The sequence below is a fragment of the Methanoplanus limicola DSM 2279 genome, assembly GCF_000243255.1.
GTDB lineage: Archaea > Halobacteriota > Methanomicrobia > Methanomicrobiales > Methanomicrobiaceae > Methanoplanus > Methanoplanus limicola.
In genome coordinates, this window is the sequence record NZ_CM001436.1 from 499,339 (window position 1) to 522,479 (window position 23,141).

The window sequence follows — 23,141 nt, forward strand, 5'->3', positions numbered from 1 at the left end:
AGCATCCACACCCCGGATTATGATATTTGCAGAGCATTTCAGATCACTCTGAATATTTATCCGGCCAAAACCGAATGTATATTTATGCCACCGTTCTAATATCAGATTACAGGCTGATATACGATTATAGATAAACAATTATACAATTATTATGAGGTTAATGACATGACACTTGAGGAAATGGTCGAGATCGCATACCCGCAGCAGCCCCACTGTCCGACAATACTTCTTCTGGACACATCAGGCTCAATGAACATCAGTGGCAAAATTGATGACTTAAATTCCGGAATTAAGACCTTCAAAGAAGAGATCGAAAAAGACGACCTCGCAAGAAAGAGAATTGATCTTGCAGTGGTGGCATTCGGACAGTCTGTGCAGGTGGTTTCAGGCTTTAAGTCAATTGAGGAGTTCGAACCGGAAGTTCTCGTAGCAGACGGCTTAACCCCTATGGGAAGTGCGATTAAAAAAGCCGTTGAGATGCTTGAGGCAAGAAAGGACGAATACAAAAAGGAGGGTATTGATTATTACCGGCCATGGATATTCATGATAACAGACGGTGAACCGACTGACATGAAAGAGGGCGATGAACTCTGGAGCGAAACTCTGAATGCTGTCCACAACGGAGAGAAAGAAGGAAAATTCCTCTTCTTCACAGTAGGTGTAGATGAAGCTGATATGGAGACTTTAAAGATGATTGCCCCGCCTAACAGGCCACCGATCAAACTTAAGGAGAACCACTTCAATGAGATGTTCATCTGGCTGTCAAGAAGCCAGGCCAAAGTTTCGGCCTCGAAAGTCGGAGAACAGGTAGTCCTTGAAGACCCCTTTGACATGCTCAGCGGATGGGGAGAAATTCCCACAATATAACCATTTATGAAGAATGAAAATAATATGCTGCCGGAGAATATACCTTCTGTTTTCGGCGCAAGAGTAACCGGCCCGTCACATATAAAGAAAGGCATACCATGCCAGGACGCTATGGCTTTTGAGGCTATAAGAGAGTCAACAGCAGTAATAGCAGTCTCAGACGGCCTTGGCAGTGCAAAGTTTTCAGAGATCGGATCTGAAATTGCCGTCAGATCCGCAGGTAAAATGATAACTGATCTCTTCAGGGAGAAGATCGGTGATACAATCCTCGCCGATATAACCAAGAACAGGGAAATCATTGAAAATTCCTTCCTGCATGCAAGAGAATCCATCCGGAGATATGCAGAAGAGAACGGCCTCAAAACCGGAGAACTCGCCTGCACCCTGATGGTTGTGCTTATTGACCGGAATTATGTATCATGCGGACATGTCGGAGACGGCGCCATTGTAGGCATCAGAGAAGGAGAGCCGATAATAATCTCAGACCCCGGATATTCGGAGTACATAAACGAGACAACACCGATAACCTCTGAAAGATGGAAAGGTGATCTCAGGATAAAGGAGAACATACAGGGCATAGATTCAGTATCTGTATTCACTGACGGATGCCAGAGAGCCGTCCTCACAAAACCGGGCGGGAAATACCAGCCGCACATCCCTTTTTTCAACCCATTTAACCGATATATAAGCAGTATAACAGACTTTGATGAGGCATCAGATGACCTGAAAAATCTTCTTTTATCCGGAATGATGACAGAAAACTCCGAGGATGACAAGACATTTGTTGTCGGGGTTATAAACCGGAAAAACGATTAAAAGGCACCTTAAATGGATAAAACCTTTGTATATGACCGTAAAGGAATAAAATACACCCTCATCCGTCCGCCAAGGAAAGGCGGGGAAGGGGAGGTATTCAGATTATCTGAAAATCCTGCCCTCTGTGCAAAGATATACTACAGAAATGTAATTACAGAGGAGATCTGCGAGAAGATCACCTCAATGACTGACAACCCTCCCGCCGGCGATCTTACTGAACACAATAAAAAAACCCGTTCAGCATCAATAGCATGGCCTTTGAGCGAGCTGTATAAATATCCGGGCCGAAAAGATTTCTGCGGCTTTCTGATGCCGGTCATTGACACAGAACTCTTCAGAGAGGCACATATGTATTATGACCCTGAAGACCGGAGCAGATATCTGAGTGGATCATTTACATGGAAGTACCTCCTCACAGCAGCCTATAATATCGCCTGCACCGTCTCTGCAATACACAAAAGCGGGCACTGCATAGGAGATATGAGCGGCAGCAATATCCTTGTCGCAAGGACGGCTGCGATCTCTGTCATTGACTGCGACTCTTTTCAGATAGAGAATAAAAAGACCGGCAAAAAATTCTTCACAAAAGTCGCAACCGGAGATTATCTTGCACCTGAACTTATGGGCATAAATTTCCGCACTGAAAATATAGACAGGTATTATTCAGACCTCTTTTCACTCTCCATTCTCATATTCAAATTCCTGATGAACGGTGTTCATCCCTTTCAGGCGAGAGGGAAAGGAGTTGATGACTACCCGACAACCGAGCATAAGATAAAGAACGGAATATTTCCCTACCTGAGAAATGTCAGGCAGATATATCCGCCACTCTATGCCCCGCCTTATGCCATACTCCCGCCTGAGATAAGGGCACTGTTTGAGAGATGCTTCGTTAAAGGCATAGATAAGCCGTATATGCGCCCGGATGCAGAAGAATGGGTAAAAGTACTGCAGGATGAACTTTCCGGGCTGAAACAGTGCTGCAATAACCCAAACCACTGGCACTCCGGATATCTTCAGGTATGTCCCTGGTGTGAAATACTGAAGATTAAAAAGAAGGAATATTTCCCATATAACGGCCCAAAAGTTGTAAAACCCGAGTCAGGAGCAGTGGAAAACGGAGCCGGCAGAGAGAATCCGGCCGGTGAACCGGCAGAAAATATTAAAAAAAATCAGGAAAACGCAGCTGAAAAGAGAGAACCTGACAGGGCAAAAGATGAAAAGAGAACATATGCGACAGCAGCAGCAAAAGTTCCGGTAAGGAAAATACCTTCAGAAACAGGCATTCCTCCGGAAAAAGAAAAGAGAAAAACTGTTACATCCGGAGAAAAAGAAGGCAGGGTAGATTCGGATATAAACCCATCATCAGATCCGGAGAATAAAAGTACTCCAATATGCCCCCCTCCAAAAGCGGCAGATAATCCGGTCACAGATAATCCGGTCACAGGTAATCCGGTCACAGATAATCCAGCCACAGATAATCCGGTCACAGATAATCCGGTCACAGGTAATCCGGTCACAATTACATCCCGGATAAAGAATACAGCCATGCCCGATACAGGTAAAAATTCAGCTGCAATAAAAGATAATACAAATACGGCCGGAGATAGCAGACAGATAAAAGATATAAAATCCACATATCCGAAAACACCAGGGATAAATGCCGGGCCGATTACAAAAACTGAAAAAATAAAAACTGAAAAAAAGAAAGTTGGAAAAACGGAAGTTGGAAAAACGGAAGTTGGAAAAACGGAAACTCTCCCTGAAAAGAGAGAGACTGCTCTGTTAAAACCGGAGATCATACCGGGTGCAATTGATCTGAAATTTGACCCGGACTGTGACAATAAGGCAGAGATAGAGATAATAAACAGAAATGAAGAACCTCTTGAAATTACAGCAGAACCCCTCCACAGATGGATAATTCTTCCTGAGAAGGGTTTCACTGTCATAGACAGAAAAATTATTGAGATAACGGTTGACAGGTCACACTTTGAAGGCATAATTCCGGGCATAAAATACAAATCCTGGATAAGATTCAAAACACCGGCGGGACCTGAAAGGACTGAAATAAATGTCTCATTGCAGAAAAAACCCTTGCTGACCATAATTACGGATAAGAGGCTCATCTTCAGGGGCATTGAAAAGCCGGAGAAATACACTTCAGACGACAGTCAGAAGGAATATGCACAGAATATTGAGATAATCAATTCGGGAGAGAGAACACTTAAAGGTGAGATAACATCCGATAAAAACTGGATTGCCGCAGAACCGGAGAGTTTCTCCATAAAAGGAAAGCAGGAGATAAATATCACCATAATTCCGGAACATATGAGCGATAAAGCCATCCAGACCGGAAAAATAGCTGTAATATCAAACGGCGGCAGATGTGAGATACAGGTGATTGCATCACTGAGATGAATTCCGGGATAAGGCATACGTCCTGAAAATCAAAAGGCCGCCCGAAAGGCCGGACAGGAATATACCGGCATAAAGATCTAAAAATCTGAAAATACTTATATAATAGCCTCAAAACATAATTACACCAGAAATCCCGGCATTTCAGAAAAGAGATAAATTTCACCCTTACATCAGTTACGGTTACTGACCTGAGAAGAGAATTAAAAATGCGGACTCTATACACAGGTCAGAACTTTTTACTGCGGTACTTCAGCATCTGAGATACTCTTCTGTAATCATCATCAGACAACTGCCGTGCGGGTTTTCTGTTAATCATGCTCCACCTCCTTATAAATCATACAGATAATTCTCTCTTCTTTGGCCGGCATAAATCAGCCCCGAAGATAATTCAGAATCACGATAAAAACCAAAAATTACTCCATAAAATGTGATTTTTCCCAAACTGACCAACAAAGTTTCCGGGAATGAAAGGAACAGGTATATATTTATCAGAGACCGTAAAACATGACATTATGGCTAATGTAAAGACCGGAAAAGACTTCAAACCGGAAATTCAGTTTAAAAACTACAACCTGATCCTCACATCACTGACTGTGATATTTATAATCCTGTTATGTGCAGTATGGTTTGCATTTCCAATCTCAGAATTCCTGCCCGGAATGGCAGAGATATACATCGCGGCAATAATCATCCTCCCGCTTGTATTCGTTATATACTGGAACCCGCTTTACTACAGGTCAATTGTTTACAGACTTGACAATGAGGAGATGTCATGGAAGAGAGGTGTCTGGTTCAGGCAGACAGGCATAGTGCCGTACAACCGCATAACCAATGTAGATATTTCACAGGGGCCGCTGATGAGAATATATAATATCTCTGACCTTAAGATCCAGACTGCCGGTTATTCCGGGCAGAAAAATTCAGAGATAGCCATCAAAGGCATAGACAACCCTGAAGAGATACGTGACCTTATTCTGGACTATGTCAGAAACAGAAAGCCACAGACATCGGTAACCGGAGGGGAGGAGGAGAGAGGCGTCCATACAGATTACAATACAGGCAGCAGCACAACCGGCAGATATTCCGGTGAGAGTGACAGGGATTTAAACAGACAGATGCTGACTGAGCTTAAGGAGATAAAAAGACTGCTTGAAGAGAAGAGAGAAAGATAATATCCATCCGGAAATATCCGGCCCTTTTTTTATGTAAATCCGGCAGTAAATTCCGGAATAAAACTGATTATATGGAGAACATCAGCCATTGACCTTTTTATTCAGCATCAGGACATTCTCAACGCCATCCCTTGTATATATCATATCGTCAGAGAACTCCTTTACAAGATGAACACCAAGCCCGCCTATATCCCTCTCTTCAGCCGGAGAACCGGTATCAGGCACAGGGGCATCCTTAAGCGGGTTAAAAACCCGCCCCCTGTCACGGAACTCCATCTCAATTACCTCACCATTGAAGGTGCACCTGAATGAGAAAAAACCGCCCAGAATATAACCGTGGCTGACAATATTCTGGGTAATCTCCTCAAAGATAAGCTCTGCCCCCATAGATATCTTTTCAGGCACCAGAAGCATCAGAAGATAATCTGAAAAAGCCTCTGAAAGAGTGGACAGTTTATCCTCTGTCAGGGAATCCGTCCTGTAATAAAAAATTCTGCTCATATCATATCCACCTCTTGATTATATTTTTATTATTGCAATGATACACTGTATTTCCCGGATATCTTATAACACCTTCAGAATTACAAGCGTGATATCATCAAACTGTAATTCACCGGAAGAATGACTGCTGACAGATTCAGTTATTGAACCTGCAATCCTCTCCGGAGATTCATATCTGTTATTTAGAATGACCTCTTTTAACCTTTCCTCTCCAAACTCTTCATCATCACCGTTTATTGCCTCGGTAATGCCATCCGTAAAGTAAACTATCAGGTCTCCGGATGAGACATTAACCTCACCTGTGCCATACTCATTATCCTCAATAACACCAAGAGCCATCCCGGTCGGGTTGAGACGCAGGAATTCATCCCCGGAAGCTTTAAGGAGAAAAGGAGGGCAGTGGCCGGCATTTGCATAAACAATCCTGCCGGAACCGGGGTCAACAACCGAGTAGCAGAGCGTCACAAACATGCCGGACTCAGACTCACCTGAGATCATATTATTGGCACTCTCCAAAGCCCGCTTAACTGACCTGTGCCACCCTGCGCTTGCGTGCATAAGGGTCTTTGAGAGCATCATGAACAATGCCGCAGGCACACCCTTACCGGAAACGTCAGCGATTACAATGCCGGTACTGCCGCCGGCGCAGTCCACAAAGTCATAGAAATCCCCGCCTACCTCCTTTGCAGGAGTGTTCATGGCATAGAGGCTGAATCCCGGAATATCAGGCATCTTTTTGGGGAGGAAATCATTCTGGATCTCAGAGGCTATGTCAAGTTCGGCCTTATTCCTCGCAACCTCGGACCTGTAAAGATTCCTCTCCCCTTCAGTTTTTCTCTCAGTAAGGATATTACTGACAAGATACGAGAAGATGAACATACCTATTGCATTCGCAAGGATCATGGGTAGTGCCGCACGGCTTACAATCTCATACGCAACCTCAGGCGGACTTACAAGAAGGATGGTGATCAGCATATGAAAAGACTCCATAGCTACAGCAAAGGCAACCGCAATTTTAACCCCGGCAAAACGATCTTTAAGGAGGATATACAAAATTCCGGCAAAAACTCCGCTTAAGACTGTCGCAAGGCTGCATGGCAGGCAGGTCGGCCCGCCCATTGTAAACCTCTGCACACCACCGATAATACCCGCGCCAATACCGACATATGGTCCGCAGAAGAGACCGGCGGCCATCGGACCGAGATCACGGACATTCAGCGGTGCACCGAGCACCTCAACGCCGCCAAGGGTGCCGTAAACAGACAGCAGCCCGAAGAAGATAATAAGAACAGTCCGGTTCTTCCACGTAAACCTTCTCTCAAGAGCCTCAGTAAACCAGTGCGAACGGGTTACAAAGACAGAGAAAACTACAATTACACATATAAGACCAAAAAGGTCAAGAAACAGACTCAGTTCTCCGGCCATAAAAAAAATTTACATGCTGAATTATTCAAATTTCAGCAGGGCCTCTTTATCAGAATTACAGATATCAAATATACTGTCAAAACCTGATATCCTGAAGACATCACTTACAAAAGGCTTCAGACCCGACAGCTTTATCTCTCCGCCGAAAGGTTTTACCTTTTTTAACGCTGCAAGAAGAACTCTCAGCCCTGAACTGCTGATATAATCCACACCTTCCATATTCACAATAAATTTGTCAGAACCTGCCTCAATAAGAGATTTAAGCTTATCATCAAGGAGGGAGGAGTTTCTGGCATCAATACGGCCATTTACCAGAATAATATTTACTGAGCCGGATATTTTATTTTCAATCTCCATAGTTGATACAGTATTTCTACCATATCAGATAATATTTTTCTGGTTGACCTTCATAAATGTAAAACGGAATAACTGCCTCCCGCATGGACTTAATATTTATTATATACACCCGGAAAGGCAGGCGGCAGCATGGCCGGCATAACAGAAGAATAACCGCATTAAAAAGAGAGTATAAAGACCGGAGAGCAAATAATTGCAGATATTATCAATAAAGACAATCAGAGCAAAGAGAGAAGAACTTGAATCAGAATATGCTCTGCTGACCGAATTTCCGGAAGGAAAACTTGCAGAGATAATTGAAGATGTGGGATTTAAATGCACATTATGCGGGAAATGCTGCACAAAGGAGTTCAACGACCACGTATTCCTCCTCGACACGGACATCGACCGGGCAAAGAGAATAGATCCATCCTCAATAGTCCCTGCGCCTTATTTTGAACTCTGCGATCAGCACGGGAATTTCTATGTCTCCGGATATTCACTCAGATGCAGAGAAAACGGCGACTGCATATTTCTGAAAGAGAACAGGTGCACAATCTACAGTGACAGATTTTCAATATGCAGAGTATATCCGTTCATGCTTCACAGGGAGGAAGATGAAAACGGAGCATATGACTTCAGGCAGATCTCCGGATTAAACCTGCACGGCGAGTATAACCACCCGGTAAGCCGGGAGGAAGCAGAAGATATTGCCAAAAGGACGATAGCCTATGAGAAGGAATTTCTAAAAAAAGAGATTGCATTTTACAGTGCTGTACTTGAGTATTTTGATAAAAACGGTCTGAAACCTGTAAGAAGGATATACGACCGGAAGATGAAGGAATTCAATGATGATATTCCGGTTGTTGTCTATGTATTCAGCAAAGGGAATTTTGAGAGAAATACCGTTAAATTATCAGACTATACATCTGAGACCTGAATCAGAGATGATTACAGAGTCATGATTTACAGGGACATGATTTACAGGGACATGATTTACAGGGACATGATTTACAGGGACATGATTTACAGACAGGATAATTAATCCGAAGGTCAATTAATTACCCAATGGCTAAAAAGAAGTCAAAAAAGTCACCTATGTCAAAATATGTAGTGGCAATTGCAGTACTGCTCCTGTCACTTGCAGTCCTCACCGGGATCGGAAGCAAAACAGGATTAAATACAGCAGATTCCGGATTTATAGATGAAAATATCCCGGAGATCTCTGAATTTGAGAGATATATCGATATAATACTCTCCTTCATAAGAAATACCGGAAGCAAAAATCCTGCAGAAGAGACTGAGACAATAACTGCCGGCTCTTTTAACATCCAGGTATTCGGGCAGAGTAAGGCATCAGATGATGAAGTGATGACCACACTTGCCAGAATCATCCGGAACTTTGACATCATTGCCATTCAGGAGATAAGAGACAGTTCGGAAACAGCAGCACCCCTCCTGTTAGAGTATGTAAACTCTGACGGGTCAGATTACGGCATGTTTATCGGCGAACGGCTTGGCCGGACATCAAGCAAAGAGCAGTACGCCTTCATATACAACAGAAACACCATCAGGCCGGCAGGAGCACCTGTCACCTATCCTGACAGTACTGAAACAGATCTCTTCCACAGAGAGCCGTACATAATGCCCTTTGAGACCACAGGCGGGGACTTCACAGCAACCTATGCTGTAATCCATACAGACCCTGACGAGGCGGATGAAGAGATTCCGGCACTGATCCATGTCATGGATTATATGAAAGGGATACTTCCCGGAGATGACGCATTAATCCTCATGGGTGACCTCAACGCAGACTGCTCATACTTTGATGAGGATTCATATATCACGCTGAAATCAGAAAAATACAATTGGCTGATCGGCAACGGTGAGGACACCACCACCGGAAATACAGTCTGCACATATGACAGGATTATATTAAACGGCGGAGAGGATTACTACACAGGTGAGTCAGGAGTATTCAGGTTTGACACCATTTACGGACTCACCCGGGACGAATCACTGAAGGTATCCGACCATTACCCGGTTTATGCGAAATTTAAAATCTCCAGAGACGGGACAGTTCCTGCTGTAATCAGCACTCCCTCAGGCCCCTCAGACTCATGCAGCGGCGACAGCTGCATTCAGGAGTCCAAAATCATAATTACAGGGATAAACCCGGTTTCTGAAGAGGTAACCATACAGAATGCAGGGGATGAGGATAAACAGATCTCCGGATGGCGCCTCTCAGACAGCGGCAGTGAAAACTCATACATCTTCCCGCAGTACACGATAAGAGCCGGAGCATCAGTGACGATAACTCCGGATATGAACAGTACAGAAGAGAACATACTGGTCTGGCAGACCGGTGATGAGATCTGGGATGACAGCGGCGACTGCGCTTTTCTTTATGATGAGAACGGGAATCCGGCATCAGAGTTCTGCATCAGCATATGAAATGCCGCGTAACTTACAGGCGGGACCTTCACCGCCAAAATAAGATGCAGGCAGGCCGCGGGCAGGTCTCAGGGAATCCGGTAACGCCGTCTGCCACACGGCATCATAATCTTTTTTCAGTAATCAGGACCCCAGAATAACCTGATGAGAATTCCGGCACTAAAAGAGATCATACCCCGGATTCTATGCATAGACAAACTCCAGAGACAGACCATAATATCCCTGACATCCCTTTTAATCCTCACATTAACCGGATTCATATCAACAATCTACTTTGCCCATGTGCTCGGCGCAGAGGGACTTGGGGGTTATAAAATATTCCTTGCCTACCTTGCAGTATTCTCTCTCCTCTCCGAAGGCGGAATATCGGCCGCAATGATAAAAAGAATAAGCGAAGGTGGAGATTCCGGTTCATACTACTCGGCATCGCTCTTCCTGAGGGCCGTTCTGATAGCAGGAGTCATATCCGGAATTATAATCGCAAAACCGGCATTCATAGACCTGACAGAATCAGGACTCTATTACCTGCTCATCTTAGCCGTAATTTCGGGTGGGATATACAACCTCATAATCTCCGCCAACTATGGTGCAGGAATGGTTGGCATGAGCCAGATATCTGCTCTCGGAAATGAGACAGGCAGAATAACATCCCAGGTTTTAACGGTTTTTTTCGGATTCGGGTCTGCCGGACTTGCGGCCGGACATATAGCAGGGTTCATCACAGGGGCGGCCATCGCATTCCGCTACAGGACTGTCCGTCTGGCACGTTTTGGTATGGAGCACATAAGATCAATTTACACCTATGCAAAATGGTCCTTTCTCTCATGTGCAGGCACTACAATAACTGCTTATGCAGACACCATCCTTGTCGGGTACTTCCTTACAAATTACGAGGTTGGGATCTATGGCATCGCACTGCAGTTTTCAGCAATAGCAACACTTGCAGCCGCAGCAATGATAAACGCCCTCTTTCCGCAGTTAAGTCTGTGGCATAAGGAAGGAGAATACAGTATGATTGAAAATGCGGTCAAAAAATCACTCGCCTATGCGCTTATCCCGGCATTGCCGGCAGTCACCGGAGGCATTATCCTCAGCGATAACATCCTCTACTTCCTCTATGGCGCAGATTTTGCAGAGGGCGCAGCAGCGCTGCGGATAATACTTCCGGCACAGATATTCAGTATATTTTTACTGACCGGAATCATGTGTTTAAACGCATTCAACCGCCCAAAGGAGAGCTTCCGGGTTACAATATCGGCAGCAGCCTTAAACATCTGCTTAAACCTGCTGCTCATACCTCTCTTCGGTATAAACGGTTCTGCACTGGCATTTCTGGCAACAATGGCATTGTCTGCATTGTACTCAGCAGTATTGCTGAGAGATACACTGCCACTAAAGCCTGATATTCCGGTTGTAAAAGATATAATCACATCCTCTGCCATGATGGCAGTATTTATTCTGGCTCAAAGAGAGGTATTTGCCCCTGATTCCTGGCCAGTCCTGTTTGCAATAGTTATTTCAGGGGCATTGCTTTACTCCGGAATACTCTGTACGAAAAACCGGATGATAAAAGAGGATATTCAGGAGGTCCTGAAAAAATCCGGGATGATAAAAAGCTGAGAACACGCACCGGAATTATCAGAATAATATAATTCCGGACATTAAAACTGATCTACTGTTCAATACCGGAAATGCACTCTGCCGACAGTGATGCAAGTTCGGTCTTCTTCTCTATCTCCGCAACAGACTTAATCGCCTCAAGCACATGCACAGACTCTTCGAGAAATCCAAGAATGTCAGCCGGATAGAGATCTATACCATATTCGTCCTGCAAAACATCACCGATCTGATGGTGATCAAGCCCGGTCATCCTCAGCTCAATAATCGTCTTTGCAAACTTCTTCTCCGGACATCCGCATAAAGGACTGCCTTTGCAGTTGCAGTCAAGAAAGTCCCTGAAGATATTTAACAGCTGCTCCTTTAGTCTTTTGTCCATCCTGCGGTAATTCATACAGGACGTGACAGCCTCAAGAAAAGGGCCGGTGAATACTGACTCAGGCACCCTGTAACCGACAATATTCTGGAGATATTTAGCCCTTCTGAAACGGGCTTTTCGTGCAATCATAAAAAAATATATATTATATTTTAAGCTTCACCAAACTGCTCATCAAAGTTTTTGAGTGACTTTAAAGACTCAGCCATCTCATCAACTTCAATCAGCCAGTCGTCAAACATGGTCGGTTCTTCAAAGTCACCGCGGAGGTACTTGCCGCAGCATGAACCGCCGTCAAGAACCTTTGCACCGATGTCAGCGGCAATCTTCAGTGCAGCCTCAGGGTCTTCATCGGAGATGGCACGTCCCTCCTTTACAAGGTCCTTTATTTCCCCTTCACCGATTTCACCCCTGATATAATTCTTGCATGACATAAAGAGAACAAGGAAGCGCATCTGGACGCCGCCGAGAATATCGGTCAGTTCATCCTCAGGCAGATCTGCCATAATGATCTCCTCAACCTCATTTAACTTTGCAAGAGCCATATCCTGATTATAACTTCCATTCTGAACAAGTTTGATAATCTTCAGAACGGAGACATTGATGTCCTTTGTAAAGTTGTCAAGTGATGCAAGCCCCTCAGGCATCTCTTCGCTCTCCGGGTCGCCTTCAAAATCCATCTCCTTTAAAGTAAGAATCCAGTTGTCCCATCTCTCCTGTGTATAGAAATAATAGAGAACTGACTGCGGTTCACTCTTGTCTTTATCTTTCTTCTTTTTCCCTGCCATAATTACTTCACTATTTCTGATTCATATCATAAAAGGTATTTCTATTTTCACACATTCTCAGGAAGAAAAACCTGTTGCCAGTTAAGCCATCTGAAATAATCCGGCCCCGTTCTGACAGAAAAAGAGGCACTTCTCAGAGATTAACTGCCGGGAATTATTAAATTACCTGAAACTTAAGTACAGCGTACAAAATGAATAAAGCTGTAATGATCAGATACGGGGAGATATTCCTCAAAAGTGAATCAGTCCAGAGGCATTACCTCAGAATACTTGACAATAATATCAAAAACGCCCTCAAAACAGGTGGAATAGAGCACAGAATAGAGAGACACAGGGGCAGAATTTTAATCTACGGAGACAACCCTGAAGGAATTGTCAGCATAGTCACAAAAATATTCGGTGTCCTTGACGCCTGTATTGCTGAAGTTACAGAACCTGACAGGGAAATTCTCGAGAAAAAAGCTGCTGAGATCGCTGCAAAGTCATTAAGACCGGGAATGAGCTTTGCTGTAAGGCCAAAGAGGTCCAATATGAAAGGCTTTACAAGCCAGGAACTTGGTGCATCAACAGGCGACAGGATATGGGAACTTGTCCCTGACTTAACAGTTGACCTTAAAAATCCTGATTACGAGATATTTGTCGAGGCAAGAACAGAGGGCGGCCTTATATATGACAGAAGGATAAAAGGGCCGGCCGGACTTCCGGTTGGGACACAGGGGGAAGTCCTCTCGCTAATCTCCGCCGGGATCGACTCTCCGGTGGCCGCATGGCTTGTCATGAGAAGGGGATGCACATCCTCGTTCATATTCTTCAGGGGAAAAGGATACTTTGGCAGAGATACTGAAGATGCAATGCTTGAAAATATGAAAAATCTTTCACAGTGGTGTCCGGGCAGAAAGATCAGACTTTATTCCATAGATCTGGAGGATTTCTACACCGAAATTCTGGATAAGATAACACCAAGGTACCTCTGCCTTGTATGCAAGAGGTTTATGATGCACCTCTCATCACTCATCGCTGTCAGAAAAGGAATGTACGGCATTGTTATGGGCAACAACCTCGGACAGGTGGCCTCGCAGACACTTGCCAATATGGCGGTTACAGAAGAGATTGTCCCGCCCGGACTTCCGCTTCTTCAGCCTCTCCTGACGTGGGATAAAGAGGAGATCGTTGACCTTGCAAGAAAGATCGGCACATTCAGGGAATTCGCAGGCGATCTTGACTGCTCAGTCGTCCCCAAACATCCGGCAGTCTCAGCTACAATTGCCGACCTTAAAGCAGAAGAGGAGAAACTGTATTATGCCACCCTCACAGAAAAATGCATGGAGTCCTTAGAAGAGATAAAAATAATGAATGGAGAGATTATCGACTCAGATAACTGAGAGGCAATTATCCTCTGCAATCTCCCTGAAGGATGCTGCCACATGATCGGTCTGCTTCCTGGTAAGGCCGTATGTATTATACTTCCATACCCTTGTCGAACCGGGGATAACACCTGTAATACCCCTCTTTTTCAGTTCACTGGAGAAGAAATATCCCCTCTTTTTATGGTTCTGTGCCACTTTGTCAAACGATTCTATGGTATTTATTCTTGTGAGGGTATGCTCCCTTGGACTGTCGCTCTGGCAGACTGTGCCCTCTATCGAAGTTAAGGCATCTGTGATTATCCTGCTGTGCTCAACCTCACGATCCCACTCAGTAACACGCTTCTGAACCTCCGGAAAAGATGCTATAAGGCCCATGACTGTCACGCCCATAAGAGTGCAGCCCATCATCTCAACCTCCTTTATGCCAAATGTCCGGCCGGTTACATCACCTTTGGCAGTGATTGTCCGGAAGACAACATCAGCATACTCCTCATTTGCCGCAAGAACACCTGACGGCGCAGGTGCTGCCATGCTCTTGTGACCTGACCCGACTATGAAATCAACACCGAGAGCTTTTCCGTCAACGGGCATAACTCCGACAGAATAGGCACCATTCAGCAGGACAGGAATGTCGTACTGATGTGCGGCCTTTACAATGCCCTTTATGTCGTGAATATTGCCATACTGGTAGTCCACATGCTCGACATAGAGCAGAGGGGGCGTCTTACCAAATTTTGCAATGACTTCCTCAATCCTCTCAGCCGCATTGTCACCGGTTATATGATTATTCTCATCCTTTGGGATCTCACACGGAATACCCCCGGACTGCTCAACAGATACAAACTCGGTATAATGTGACAGTGCTGTAAGAATCACAGGGTCACCCTTCTGAACGAGTGAGCTGGCAACTGCCTGAAAACCACGCCTTGCTCCGGGGACTACCCTCAGCTGGTCCATATTGAGCCATTTTGCACAGTCTTCATGAAACTCTGCAATAGGCGGCTTTCTGATATAATCAAGCCTGAACGGCTTTAAGCAGTTGTCACAGACCGAATACCCGTCTGAATAGGCAATAACAGCCTTCTGTGCCTCATTTGTCAGCCGGCCACCGGCCTGAATCGGATCTATATTGATATATAATTCCTCAACTTCCCTCGTATCAATACTGCCTGTGCACTTCATTTTAAGATCTCCTGCTCAAGGATTGAAACCTGTTTTTTCAGCTTTTCTATCGTTTTTTCGGCCTTCTGCCTCTCTGCCTCGTCAAAATCATGATCAGGAGCAGTCTTCCTGAAAAGAGATCTGATATCGGTCAGAAGAAACAGAGCCTGAAATAATGCATCAACGGCTCTCTGCGACATAAATCCACCTGGTTAAACTAACTGCATATAATTGATTTTTGTCAATTAAAAAAGTGGCCTTATGAGGTATTTTATCAGAAAATTTATGACCAAAAATAAAACGATGAAATACTGTAAAAGATATAATTTTAATAAATGATTCCCGGATTTGGAAAATATGCCTCTATAAACAGAACGATACTCATCGGAATAATAATCGGGATTATTTCAGGATTTGGGGCATACCTGTTCTTTCAGGGATTAAAATACGGCTCTTTATTTGTTTCGGAATATCTTCTCGGATATCATATGCCGCATGAAGGCGAGACCATCCGGATAATATCACAATGGTCTCCTCCGGCGACAATATGGCTCATTCTTCCGGTAATATGCACAGGTGCACTGATTTCGGGGTATATTGTGTACCGCTTCGCGCCTGAGGCAGAAGGGCATGGCACTGACGCAGCAATTAAGGCCTTTCACAAAGGAAGCAAAGTCAGGTGGCGCGTCCCGGTTGTAAAGGCCATCGCCTCAATAATCACCATATCAAGCGGCGGAAGTGCCGGCAGGGAAGGTCCGACAGCACAGATCTCTGCAGGTTTTGGTTCAATTGCCGCAGATTTCCTGAACCTCTCTGAGAGGGAGAGAAGAATTGCTATCGCAACCGGAATTGGGGCAGGTATAGGTACAATATTTAAAGCACCTTTAGGCGGAGCAATTCTGGCGGCTGAAATCCTTTATACAAGAGACTTTGAGGCAGATGCCATACTTCCGGCATTCATAGCATCAATAACAGGATATACTATATTTGGCTTTTTTGAAGGCTACAATCCTGTATTCGGCGAGGCAAAACTCTTCTGGGAACCTTCCCAGATACCCCTTTTCCTTATTCTGGGAATTATCTGCGCGGCATTTGGAGTTGCATATATCAGAACATTTTACGGGACAAGGAAAATATTCAGTGATTTTTTCATAAAGCACAATCTGCCGCCGTACTTAAAACCGGTTTTTGGGGCACTCATTATTGCATTATTGGTCATTGCAATGGCGCACATATCTCCGGATGCGATGATAACAGGACTTGCAAGTCTTGGAACAGGATATGGCTTTCTTCAGATTGCAATGTACAACCTGCTGCCACTCTCTGTCCTTTTATTCCTGCCGTTTACAAAGATCATCACAACATCACTTACAATCGGTTCAGGCGGGAGTGGCGGAGTCTTCGCCCCGGGACTTGCTGTAGGTGGTGCAGCAGGTGGAGCTTTCGGACTTATTCTCAATCTGGTATTCCCTGAGATTGTTCCTGTGGCATCCGTTCCGGCATTTGTGATAGTCGGTATGATTGCACTCTTTGGCAGTATTGCAAATGCCCCAATCGCTGTGATGATCATGGTAACTGAGATGACAAGCGACTATTCTATACTTGTACCGGCTATGGGGGCTGTTGCGATCTCAACTATTCTGACAGGTGAGGATACAATATTTAAGGAACAGATTAGGACAAAGGCTGAATCAGAAGCACACAGAGAGGAATATCAGATAGAAATTCTTCAGAATATCAAAGCCTGTGAAGCAATGGTAAAACCCGAAGATCTTATAACCGTACATCCGGATGACTCATGCAGTGAAGTATACAGGATGATGAATGAAAACAGGCATACCGGATTTCCGGTAACAGAAAACGGTCTGCTGACAGGGATAATAACACACAGAGATATCTCTCCTGAGAACGGGAAAATCCCATGCACGGATGTCCGGGAGAGGATGAAAAATGATCTTATAACTCTTTATGAAGAATCCACACTTGATAACGCCCTGTACCTGATGATGAAAAACAGCATACATCATATACCGGTGGTGGATAAAAATAATGTAAAAGAGCTTAAGGGATTTATTACATCGACCAATATTATGCGGGCATATACTTCCGGAATGAGAGATATAAAAGTTGAATTGCAGAAAAAACAGCAACAATAAAAAAAAGGAATAAATTAAATCCCGGGTTTCCCTAACCTTTTTTCACCAGCATAATTCTAATTAAATATAATCAAAAGACAGATTTATTGAATCTGTCCACCTTATGATTGATTTTATGGAGGTAAAGAAATGGTAAAATGATAATAAGGGCCGGGGGATAATACGGCTCTTTTACCACAACCATCATTCAATAAAAATATATTATTTAATTGAATATATTGAAAATCTGGTCATCGCCTGTGTCACTAAGGCGCTTTCTCTCTGTTGGTTCTTCAACAAGTGCAAGAACCGGAAGATCAAGGTTTACACCAGGTTCATATCCAAACATCTCCTGCATTTCAACCTGTAGTGCGTGCATGTAGAGCGCATTTGGAATATCCATTGCACAAAGCTCTTCGCACTGACCACAGTTGACACATGAATCTGATACGTGGACATATCTGATCATATGGAACATAAATGGAGGTGGAACCTGGCCGGGTGTTACAAGGTATGGTTTCTTTGTTGAGCACTCAACACAGTAACAGATTGGACAGTTCTCAATGCACTGGTAGCATTTGATACAGCGTGAAGTCTCTTTCATAATGAAGCTCAGGCGGTCCTGGCCCTCGCCCATTGCTGCGAACTGCTCTTCCCTTGCTTTATCTGCAAGTTTGTACATTGCCTGCTCGATCTTGGCGCGGATTGCAACGAATTTTGGATCCGTTGGTGCGGTCTCAATTCCGCCTGAAACTTTGTTTATAAGTTCAGCGCCTTTGTCTGAGCATACTTCGATGAATGTTGCCTTGCCGGCTTTATCAGCTGGTACACCCCAGTTACCGCATGCAATATCACACTGGCGCGGGACCTTGGTCTTACAGCGCTGGCAGTTTGCACGGCGTCCGTATCCCTCTTCCTCAAGTTCGTCGATCTTTATGCCTTTGTGTTCACCGTCTTTTGTAACAATGATGAACTGGCCTTTGTCGATCTCTTCCTTTACAACATCGTCCGGGCTGACTCCGAACTTCTCTTCAATCATCTTTCTTCCTGCAACAGGACTGATTGAACCACCGCAGTTAAGACCGATTGTGTAGATGTTGTCGAGATTGATCTGCTGCCTCTTTGCAAGTTCATAGAGTGCCTTTGCATCGCAACCCTTCAGGGTTACTGCAAGCTTCATGTTCTTTGCACCGTCAAGGAACTTCTTGATCAGTTTTGGCATCAGAAGGGTACCACAGTGAAGTGAACCGCTGAGTCTCTCGATGTCTTCCGGATTTGTGATGAATGCAGGTTTTGCATCGTAAATATCGTAGCCCTTCTCGACTGCGAATACTGCATCAACAAGGCCGGTTTCAAGGGCGTTTTTAAGTATTGCTGTTACTGCACCGCCGCACTCTCCTTTCTCAAGGTAAGCGGCATCCTTTGCCCATGCAAGTAACATATCTCCATTTGCTACCATCTTCAGGCCTCCTGAATCTTTTCAACCTTTATGGCACATGCCTTGTACTCCGGAATCTTGGAGATTGGGTCAAGTGCATCGTTTGTAAGCCTGTTTACCGGGCATTCTGCGAAGTGGAACGGCATGAACATTACACCTTTCATAATGTCTTTTGTTACCTTTGCAGTTACCTCAACTTCACCACGTCTTGTGATTGCACGTACCTTCTCGCCGTATGCAATTCCAAGTTCCTTTGCATCTTCTGTGTTGATCTCAATCCATCCTGTCGGGACCTCATTGTCAAGTGTCGGTGAGTTTCTGGTCATTGTACCTGTATGCCAGTGCCAGATTGTCCTTCCGGTTGTGAAGATATACGGATATTCCTCATCAGGAACTTCTGCCGGTGGTTTCCACTCAATTGCTGTAAGAATTCCAAGACCGTCAGGTGTTGCAAATTTCTGGGTGTGCAGAATTGGTGTACCGGGGTGGTCAGCTTCAGGGCATGGCCAGTGGAGTGCCTCAGGCTTCTCAAGTCTTTCGTAGTTCATACCGTGGTATGATGGTGTGACTGCTGCAATCTCATTGAAGACATCCTCTGAGGTCTCCCATGCAAACTGGTCTGCATATCCCATTGCTCCTGCAACCTCTGCAATGATCTTCCAGTCAAGTTTTGCCTCTCCAGGTGGGTCCTGTGCCTTTCTCCATTTCTGGACACGGCGTTCGGTTGAGGTCTGGGTACCGTCTTTCTCTGCGTAGCAGGTTGCAGGCAGGACAACGTCGGCGATCTGGGCTGTCTCTGTAAGGAAGATATCCTGGACAACGAGGAATTCAAGTGACTCGAATGCATGCTTTGCATGGTCAATGTTTGGATCTGAGAGAAGCGGGTTCTCACCCATGATGTACATTGCCTTGAGTTCACCAGGGTTGTCAGACATGACGTTTACCATGGTGGTAACTTCGTATCCGTTCTCGGCAGGTGCAATTCCGTCAGGGAATCCCCATGCATCCTCGAACTTCTTGTGTGCTGCAGGGTCAATTACCTTCTGGTATCCTGTAAATACAACAGGGAGTGCTCCCATATCACAGGCACCCTGAACATTGTTCTGTCCACGGAGTGCGTTTACACCGGCTCCAGGCTTACCGAGGTTTCCGGTAACCATCTGCAGGTTTGCAGTTGACTTCACATTGTCAACACCGACTGTGTGCTGGGTGATACCCATGGAGTACAGGAGTGCTCCGCTCTCTGCCTTTGCATAGAGTTCTGCTGCCTCTCTGAGCTGGGCTGCAGGAATTCCGGAGATCTTCTCAACATTTTCCGGTGAGTACTCGTCCTTCATTACAAGGGCCTTAAGCTCCTCAAAGCCTGTTGTCCTGTTTGCAATGAACTCCTTGTCTTCCCATCCGTTCTTGATGATCTCATGCATGAAGCAGTTGAGGATTGCGACATCGCTTCCTGACTTAAACTGCATGTAGATGTCAGCCTGCTTTGCAGTAGGGGTGTACCTTGGATCTGCGTATATGAGCTTTGCACCATTCTTCTTTGCCATCATCACCCTGCGCCCGATAAGCGGGTGCTGCTCAAATGTGTTACTTCCGATGATGAAGATACACTTTGATTCAGCAATATCAGGAATGGAGTTTGTCATTGCACCTGATCCGAATACTGCTGCAAGTCCTGCAACTGTTGAGGAGTGGCAGAGACGTGCACAGTGGTCAATGTGCTTTGTCTTGAGTGCACCGCGTGCAAATTTCATGAGCGCGTAGTTGTCTTCATTGGAAGTACGTGCTGATGAGAGACATGCTGTCTCTTCCGGCTTGTAGCCCTTAAACTTCTCTGCAATGAGCTTGTATGCCTCATCCCAGGTAGCTTCAACGAATTTACCATCTTTCTTAATGAGCGGTGTTGTCAGCCTGTTTGGGCTGTTCACAAACTCATAAGCATATGTGCCCTTTGGACAGGTTTTACCTTCATTCACGGGTGAGCGCTGATACGCTGTAGAACCCACGACCTTACCGTCTTTAACGGCAAGATTGAAAGTACAACCTGTTCCGCAGTAGGGACATGTTGTCTGAACAAACTTGAGATCCATAATCTAACCTCTTACAAAGAAAGAGTCGGAATGATAGTATTAATTCATTTTCATTTACATTTGATAAATGAGCATTATCAGTGGGTCTGAAATGAGATCATAATTCTAAAAATATTACAGGCACATTTAACCATAATCATATGGAAACCAATTTATCTTAACACAATAGCACAGATTCACCTAATTATACCCTAACATGATGCAAACAGACAATCCGCGCTCAAAAAATGACTGAATTTAAAAAAAATTAAATATTTATAACAAATCAGTACTTTTTGATTAAGCGTACTGCTATAACAGATATAGTCACCGCATACATAATCTGCATAATGATTCCGGTTGTAAACTCACTGTAGGGATTGAAGATAAGCACTGCATAAAGAGGAGCCATTATCGCAACAATATCTTTTTTATCTCTCAGAAATGCAACAATACCAAGAATAAAAGATGATATCACGCACCCGGCAACGCCCGAATAAGTTAAAATACCGCCGACAGCCACAGAGATTGCAATACCTCCAAAGGATAATGCCGCAACAACCGCCACAGTATATTTAAAATAAGTATCTACAGCATTCTTCAGTTTACCTGTCATATTGATAGTATTAGAAAGATAAAGCTAAAAGTTAAGCGGAAACGAATCCGGGAAGTAAAATAATACCAGTACTTTAAACTTAGACGATCATTAATATGTTCGAACCTACAATATTAAATTTAAAATGCTCTATTAAATTGCCCAAATCGCAGTATTGGCCCTAAATTCTCCGTTTTTTTGCACAGAGGTCACAAGGCACATTTTGTAAACCTATTTTGATTAACATCACTCATCCCCATTTAGGCCTCATTACATTCTTCCATTTCTCATCGAGATCAATCTGAAAAGAGTATCTTTGAATTGAAATTGTGTTGTTTCCAGTGAAAAAGTTACAAAATTATAGATAGCTACCGCTAAATCGGTCGCAGCTGCATATTCCGTTCATTGAGATGTCAGAATGTCAGCTTATAGCAATTTCATCAATCCTTAATATACGAAAATGAGTCATACTTTCTTCAAATATGATGGCAAGATAATGATTTAAGGGGAATTTGTCCCTGTCTATTACTTTTGGTCCTCTCTGAATCTTTGCAAATCGCTCCCATTTTGTTAAAACCCAAAAATTCTGAATTATGCATGCAATTAGATAATAAAAAAATCTCACCACATGATCTTTGGTGGATGTTCTTACTTTGAATTTATTATTAATGACATATGTTGATTCAATGGCAAATCTATGCCTGTATCGCTCACTAATTGATTGTGGGGAAGTATTAATTTTGTACACAACAAAAGCACGATGAAGAGCACCTTTTTTACCCTTTTTACCTTTCATGTAAATGACACGATCAACAATTTTCACCTTACATTTTAGCTTATTCTTCGATTTGGCGTTTATAACATATTCAAATGATTTTGATTTCTTTCCCTTCAGCTGCCTTTTGAGTTCATCACTGTTCTTCTTAACAGGCACTATGTGAGGAATTTCAGATTCCTTAAGGTAACTGAAGATTTCAGCAGAGTAAAACTCACGGTCAAGCATCAGAGATTTGATCTTGAATCCATATCCATAAATTAAATCAACACAATTCTTTATTGCGGTGAGGTTAGTGGAATCTCTAAACAAAGGAATAACCTGAAGTATAAGGTGCTTATCCATATTTACAACCGAGAATGTCAGGTATCCAACAAAATAATTTGTCGATGCCTTTCTTTTTCCACCTACAATTGGAGATTTAGGATTTTTTTATCCTTTTTCCCATAATATGGAATTAGCGTTATATCAATTGCAAAATCATACTTCTGACCTTTCTTAAGGATTCCTTTTCCCGCTTTTAAAAGCATTTTTGGAGTATTTAGTGTCAATTCCTCCATATTAAGGCCATGAAGTTTTTTAGACAAGTCGTATGGGACGGTAGTCCTTCCGTCATTTTTGCAAAACCGGATATTGAGTTATTAGAACATGCCGTAGCGATAGCTCCCCGAATCAACGTTAGACTATCATAGTTTCTGCCACCTGTTAAGGTTACATTCCCCTCAACAAGAGCGCATATCGGTTCAAGGTTTCCAAGCTTATTTTCTTTATTAAGCTCCGATTTGCCTATATTTTGACAATTATTTGCCATATGAGGGGTTTTTGAGAGTA

Annotated in this window: 21 protein-coding genes; 9 read left to right on the forward strand and 12 right to left on the reverse strand. The window is 43.9% G+C overall.

All coding sequences use genetic code 11. The features are described from left to right. The first annotated feature begins 165 nt into the window (after nt 1-165). From METLIM_RS02310 to METLIM_RS02325, 4 genes are all read left to right on the forward strand, one after another. Entirely contained in the window at nt 166-867 is a 702-nt protein-coding gene (locus METLIM_RS02310) for a vWA domain-containing protein (RefSeq protein WP_004076262.1), read from the forward strand. Between the two features lie 6 nt (nt 868-873). Further along, the gene (locus METLIM_RS02315) at nt 874-1,683 is read left to right on the forward strand and encodes a PP2C family serine/threonine-protein phosphatase (protein ID WP_004076263.1); all 810 of its coding nucleotides are present in this window, start codon (nt 874-876) and stop codon (nt 1,681-1,683) included. A gap of 12 nt (nt 1,684-1,695) precedes the next feature. After that, nucleotides 1,696-4,101 (forward strand): protein kinase domain-containing protein, encoded by a 2,406-nt coding sequence (locus METLIM_RS02320; protein WP_004076264.1) that lies wholly within the window; start codon nt 1,696-1,698, stop codon nt 4,099-4,101. Nucleotides 4,102-4,565: 464 nt separating this feature from the next. Further along, complete coding sequence (locus tag METLIM_RS02325) at nt 4,566-5,273, forward strand: PH domain-containing protein (RefSeq protein ID WP_004076265.1); 708 nt, start codon at nt 4,566-4,568, stop codon at nt 5,271-5,273. Nucleotides 5,274-5,354: 81 nt separating this feature from the next. On the opposite strand, the gene METLIM_RS02330 is transcribed toward METLIM_RS02325, so the two are convergent. The 3 genes from METLIM_RS02330 to METLIM_RS02340 all read right to left on the reverse strand — a co-directional run bounded on the left by METLIM_RS02330 (nt 5,355) and on the right by METLIM_RS02340 (nt 7,556). Beyond that, nucleotides 5,355-5,774, reverse strand: a complete 420-nt coding sequence (locus METLIM_RS02330; RefSeq protein ID WP_004076266.1) for an ATP-binding protein — start codon at nt 5,772-5,774, stop codon at nt 5,355-5,357. A gap of 63 nt (nt 5,775-5,837) precedes the next feature. Next, complete coding sequence (locus tag METLIM_RS02335) at nt 5,838-7,199, reverse strand: PP2C family protein-serine/threonine phosphatase (protein WP_004076267.1); 1,362 nt, start codon at nt 7,197-7,199, stop codon at nt 5,838-5,840. A gap of 21 nt (nt 7,200-7,220) precedes the next feature. After that, nucleotides 7,221-7,556 (reverse strand): STAS domain-containing protein, encoded by a 336-nt coding sequence (locus METLIM_RS02340; protein ID WP_004076268.1) that lies wholly within the window; start codon nt 7,554-7,556, stop codon nt 7,221-7,223. A 193-nt stretch (nt 7,557-7,749) separates the two neighbouring features. Between METLIM_RS02340 and METLIM_RS02345 the strand changes: the two genes are divergently transcribed. The 3 genes from METLIM_RS02345 (at nt 7,750) to METLIM_RS02355 (ending at nt 11,609) form a co-directional block, all read left to right on the forward strand. Then, entirely contained in the window at nt 7,750-8,475 is a 726-nt protein-coding gene (locus METLIM_RS02345; protein WP_004076269.1) for a YkgJ family cysteine cluster protein, read from the forward strand. Between the two features lie 128 nt (nt 8,476-8,603). Next, on the forward strand, nt 8,604-9,989 hold the full coding sequence (locus tag METLIM_RS15355; RefSeq protein ID WP_004076271.1) for an endonuclease/exonuclease/phosphatase family protein: 1,386 nt from the start codon (nt 8,604-8,606) through the stop codon (nt 9,987-9,989). 144 nt (nt 9,990-10,133) lie between these two features. Beyond that, nucleotides 10,134-11,609 (forward strand): oligosaccharide flippase family protein, encoded by a 1,476-nt coding sequence (locus METLIM_RS02355; protein WP_004076273.1) that lies wholly within the window; start codon nt 10,134-10,136, stop codon nt 11,607-11,609. Between the two features lie 52 nt (nt 11,610-11,661). On the opposite strand, the gene METLIM_RS02360 is transcribed toward METLIM_RS02355, so the two are convergent. Both METLIM_RS02360 and METLIM_RS02365 read right to left on the reverse strand, forming a co-directional pair. Further along, the gene (locus METLIM_RS02360; RefSeq protein ID WP_004076282.1) at nt 11,662-12,114 is read right to left on the reverse strand and encodes a DUF5814 domain-containing protein; all 453 of its coding nucleotides are present in this window, start codon (nt 12,112-12,114) and stop codon (nt 11,662-11,664) included. Nucleotides 12,115-12,134: 20 nt separating this feature from the next. Continuing rightward, nucleotides 12,135-12,770, reverse strand: coding sequence for a DUF2150 family protein (locus tag METLIM_RS02365; RefSeq protein ID WP_004076284.1), 636 nt, complete (start codon nt 12,768-12,770; stop codon nt 12,135-12,137). Nucleotides 12,771-12,961: 191 nt separating this feature from the next. On the opposite strand from METLIM_RS02365, the gene thiI reads away from it, so the two are divergent. After that, nucleotides 12,962-14,152 (forward strand): tRNA uracil 4-sulfurtransferase ThiI, encoded by a 1,191-nt coding sequence (gene thiI, locus METLIM_RS02370; protein WP_004076287.1) that lies wholly within the window; start codon nt 12,962-12,964, stop codon nt 14,150-14,152. Here the strand turns inward: thiI and pscS are convergent. Together pscS and METLIM_RS02380 are read right to left on the reverse strand one after the other, a co-directional pair. Then, nucleotides 14,141-15,319, reverse strand: a complete 1,179-nt coding sequence (gene pscS / locus METLIM_RS02375) for an O-phospho-L-seryl-tRNA:Cys-tRNA synthase (protein WP_004076290.1) — start codon at nt 15,317-15,319, stop codon at nt 14,141-14,143. The two genes, thiI and pscS, sit on opposite strands and share 12 nt — an antisense overlap. After that, entirely contained in the window at nt 15,316-15,498 is a 183-nt protein-coding gene (locus tag METLIM_RS02380) for a hypothetical protein (protein ID WP_004076291.1), read from the reverse strand. The genes pscS and METLIM_RS02380 overlap by 4 nt, the downstream gene beginning before the upstream one ends. Before the next feature lie 135 nt (nt 15,499-15,633). Here METLIM_RS02380 and METLIM_RS02385 point away from each other — a divergent pair, with 135 nt between their 5' ends. Further along, nucleotides 15,634-17,454 carry a chloride channel protein gene (locus METLIM_RS02385; RefSeq protein WP_004076292.1) on the forward strand — a complete coding sequence of 607 codons (1,821 nt, stop codon included), beginning with the start codon at nt 15,634-15,636 and terminating at the stop codon, nt 17,452-17,454. Between the two features lie 205 nt (nt 17,455-17,659). Here the strand turns inward: METLIM_RS02385 and METLIM_RS02390 are convergent, their stop codons facing one another. From METLIM_RS02390 to METLIM_RS17285, 5 genes are all read right to left on the reverse strand, one after another. Continuing rightward, nucleotides 17,660-18,892, reverse strand: a complete 1,233-nt coding sequence (locus METLIM_RS02390; protein ID WP_004076293.1) for a Coenzyme F420 hydrogenase/dehydrogenase, beta subunit C-terminal domain — start codon at nt 18,890-18,892, stop codon at nt 17,660-17,662. 2 nt (nt 18,893-18,894) lie between these two features. Next, nucleotides 18,895-20,961, reverse strand: a complete 2,067-nt coding sequence (gene fdhF, locus METLIM_RS02395) for a formate dehydrogenase subunit alpha (protein ID WP_004076294.1) — start codon at nt 20,959-20,961, stop codon at nt 18,895-18,897. Between the two features lie 265 nt (nt 20,962-21,226). Beyond that, nucleotides 21,227-21,556, reverse strand: coding sequence for a hypothetical protein (locus tag METLIM_RS02400; RefSeq protein WP_004076295.1), 330 nt, complete (start codon nt 21,554-21,556; stop codon nt 21,227-21,229). A 400-nt stretch (nt 21,557-21,956) separates the two neighbouring features. Beyond that, nucleotides 21,957-22,655, reverse strand: coding sequence for a transposase (locus METLIM_RS17280; RefSeq protein ID WP_048145511.1), 699 nt, complete (start codon nt 22,653-22,655; stop codon nt 21,957-21,959). A gap of 62 nt (nt 22,656-22,717) precedes the next feature. Continuing rightward, nucleotides 22,718-22,870 carry a hypothetical protein gene (locus METLIM_RS17285; protein ID WP_245543575.1) on the reverse strand — a complete coding sequence of 51 codons (153 nt, stop codon included), beginning with the start codon at nt 22,868-22,870 and terminating at the stop codon, nt 22,718-22,720. Between the last annotated feature and the right edge of the window lie 271 nt (nt 22,871-23,141).